Source organism: Desulfonatronospira sp. (assembly GCA_003563255.1).
Taxonomy (GTDB): Bacteria; Desulfobacterota; Desulfovibrionia; order Desulfovibrionales; family Desulfonatronovibrionaceae; genus Desulfonatronospira.
Genome location: PWSL01000068.1, coordinates 1 through 2934 on the forward strand (window position 1 = coordinate 1; position 2934 = coordinate 2934).

Annotated in this window: 2 protein-coding genes and 1 pseudogene; all 3 read right to left on the reverse strand. The window is 56.7% G+C overall.

Features of this window, described 5'->3' with window-relative positions; genetic code table 11:
- Window positions 1–488 (reverse strand): annotated as a pseudogene (locus tag QZP87_RS01995) (radical SAM protein); the annotation flags it as partial.
- Window positions 489–497: 9 nt separating this feature from the next.
- On the reverse strand, window positions 498–1112 hold the full coding sequence (locus QZP87_RS02000) for an SPOR domain-containing protein (RefSeq protein WP_291321248.1): 615 nt from the start codon (window positions 1110–1112) through the stop codon (window positions 498–500).
- A 2-nt stretch (window positions 1113–1114) separates the two neighbouring features.
- Complete coding sequence (argS, locus tag QZP87_RS02005; protein ID WP_291321249.1) at window positions 1115–2770, reverse strand: arginine--tRNA ligase; 1656 nt, start codon at window positions 2768–2770, stop codon at window positions 1115–1117.
- Window positions 2771–2934: the final 164 nt, after the last annotated feature.

The window sequence follows — 2934 nt, forward strand, 5'->3', positions numbered from 1 at the left end:
CATCCGGCCAGGTGGCTGATGAGCCTGTTCTCCGGGTATCTGCGGAGCAATTCCTTTGCCCCGCGGGTAATTTTATCCTGGGGGATGTCACAGAAGTTCTGCCTCTGGTCCTTGTCTACCTGCAGGGCGGATATCCAGAATTTGTCCTGGAAATATCCTACGGCTGCATAAGCGTAAAGAGGCAGTATTGGGGCATCTGCTTCCTTTGCAAAGGCGGCTGTAGAAGAAAGGGTGTGCCCGGGACTGGCAAAGCCGGCCAGGGCCAGCCCTTCCATGACCTCCACGCTCCCGGTCTCCGGGTCCAGGCCCAGGGCATTTCTGCCCGGAAGTAAAAAGAGATCGCTTGACTCCGGCAGGGGTATCAGCTCATCAGGGCGGGGCAGAGCAAGTTCATCGCCCCGGCGCACAAGCATGAGAAGCCCCGGCTCATCGTATATCTGTCCCGATGAATCTGCGTAGACCAGGTGTGGTGTCTGGGTAGCGGGCATTGCTGATGCTCAGGAAGGCCTTTTATGTCTCAGCAGGGGCTGGTCGATACCGTGTTCGCCAAGCCTTTGCTTGAAGCTGTCAATCTGGGACGGAGTGGTTTCCACCTCAATGAGAACCCGGTACCAGGGTTCACTGCCAGCAAACGCCCTGTTAATGGAGGCTGAAAAACCCTCCTGGTAAAGGCGTTGCTGCAGCCCGCCGGCCCGCTCCATGCTTTGAAAAGATCCCACCTGGAAGGTGTATATGAATGATTCTGCCTGGGGGACCGGGTCCGGAGGCAGGGCGGCGGTTTCCAGTGGCTGATCCGGCTCTTGCGGTTCGGGTTCCGGGGCGGCGGAGGGGGTTCTGGATGGTTCGGAGCGCAGACGGTCGAAAAATTCCAGTTCTTCGGGGCGCAGGATAACTGAATCTTCCTGTTTTTCCTCTTTCTGGGGCAAAATCCTGGAGATATCCGGAAGGATTTCCTCGGGATTATAGCCCCGCCCCACAAAGACTCCCAGAATAAAGGCCCAGACTATGGCCAGCAGGGCAAAGCCACCCAGGGTCAGAGTTTTGCCCGGGGTCAACTCCAGGCTGAACCTGGATTCCTGCTTCTTTTTGTTCTTGGTGTTTCTGGCTGCCATTATTACATCTTTTCCGGAGCTTGGACTCCAAGGAGCCACAGCCCGTTTTTAAGCACCCTGGCTGTGGAGTTCAACATAAGCATGCGGGCCTGGGTCAGTTCGTGGTTGTCGGCGTTCAGCACGGAGTGCACTGTATAGTAACGATGCAGCAGACCAGCCAGTTCCTGCAGGTAAAAGCTGATGTGATGCGGGCTCAGGTTTCTGGCTGCAGCCTGCACTGTGTCCGGAAACATTTCCAGCTGCTTCAAGAGATCCAGGTCCTCCTGGGATGCCAGGAGGTGCAGCAGCCTTTTCGGATCGCGGCCCACCTCTATCCCTCTTTCAGCAGCCCTGGCAAAGACCGAGCAGATCCTGGCGTGGGCATACTGGACATAGAAGACCGGGTTGTCCATACTCTTTTTTTTGACCTCTTCCAGATCGAAATCCAGATGGCTGTCGCTTTTGCGGCTCAGGAATATGAACCTGCAGGCGTCCACCCCCACTTCGTCCATGACCTGTCGCAGGGGGACGAATTCTCCGGAACGGGTGGACATACTCACCTGCTGACCGGCCCGCAGAAGATTGACCAGTTGCACCAGGATGACCCGCAGGCTTCCGGCGGGCCTGCCCAGGGCCTGGACAGCGGCCTGCATCCTGGGTACGTAGCCGTGATGGTCGGCTCCCCAGATATCAACCACGGTTTCAAACCCACGGTTGAATTTGTTGTGATGGTATGCGATGTCCGAGGCAAAATAAGTCAGGGCCCCGTCTGACTTTTGCAGCACCCGGTCCTTGTCGTCCCCGAATGAGGTGGACCTGAACCACAGGGCCCCGTCATGGATGTAGGCCAGATCCATTTCCTGCAGCCACTCCAGGGTCTTCTGGACCTCGCCCCGGTCAAAAAGCCCCTGTTCTGAAAACCATACCTGGTGCTCGATACCGAAATGTTCCAGGTCCTTCCTGATGCCGTCCAGAATGCTCTGGACAGCCTTTTCACGGCACAGGGCAACGGCGCTGTCCCGGTCCTGCTCCAAAAGGGCCTGGCCGTGTTTTTCAAACAGCGCCCGGGCCACCAGCTGCAGGTATTCGCCCTGATAATGCTCAGGAGAGAGCTCCGCCTCCAGTCCGCATAACTGCTCGTACCTGATGAGAACGGAATCCCCCAGGACATGCATCTGCCTGCCGGCGTCATTGAGGTAATATTCGGTGCTTGCTTCAAAGCCTGCAAAGCGCAGGATCCTGGCCAGGGAATCCCCCAGGGCGGCGCCGCGTCCGTGCCCGATATGCAGCGGTCCTGTGGGATTTGCTGAGACATACTCAATCTGTACCCGCTGTTTTCGGCCCAGGTCTGAAGATCCGAATCCATCCTGTTCATTCTGGATGACAGTGATGATTTCCTGCCAGAAAGAGGGCTTGAAGGAAAAGTTCAAAAACCCTGGTCCGGCGATTTCTATGCTTTGAAGCTGCCCGGCCCGGTTTTGCAGCCGGTCTTTGAATCTTGCAGCCAGATCCCTGGGCTTTATCCCGGCCTGTCCGGCCAGGAGCATGGCCAGGTTGCAGGCCAGGTCTCCAAAGCTTTTTTCCCGGGGAGGTTCTATGGAGGCCTTGTCCGGCCACTCCAGGCCCAGCTCATGGACCACTTCCCGCAGGTGTTTTTCGACATATTCTCTGGCAAACATCTATTATCTTCTTTTGGTTCTCGTATCTGCTTAGCGCTTTTAAGGAAAGCAGGGGACAGGCACTCCGGGACCCACTTGAGCATCAATTTGTGCTCAAAATGACTCATTTTCTGGGACAAGTGGGTCCCGGAAGAGCCAGTCCCCCTGCCACATCCAAAGCGCTA

Coding starts and splice junctions, on each gene's coding strand:
- QZP87_RS02000 (WP_291321248.1), bottom strand. CDS start 1,112: ATGGCAGCCAGAAACACCAAGAACAAAAAGAAGCAGGAATCCAGGTTC.
- argS (WP_291321249.1), bottom strand. CDS start 2,770: ATGTTTGCCAGAGAATATGTCGAAAAACACCTGCGGGAAGTGGTCCAT.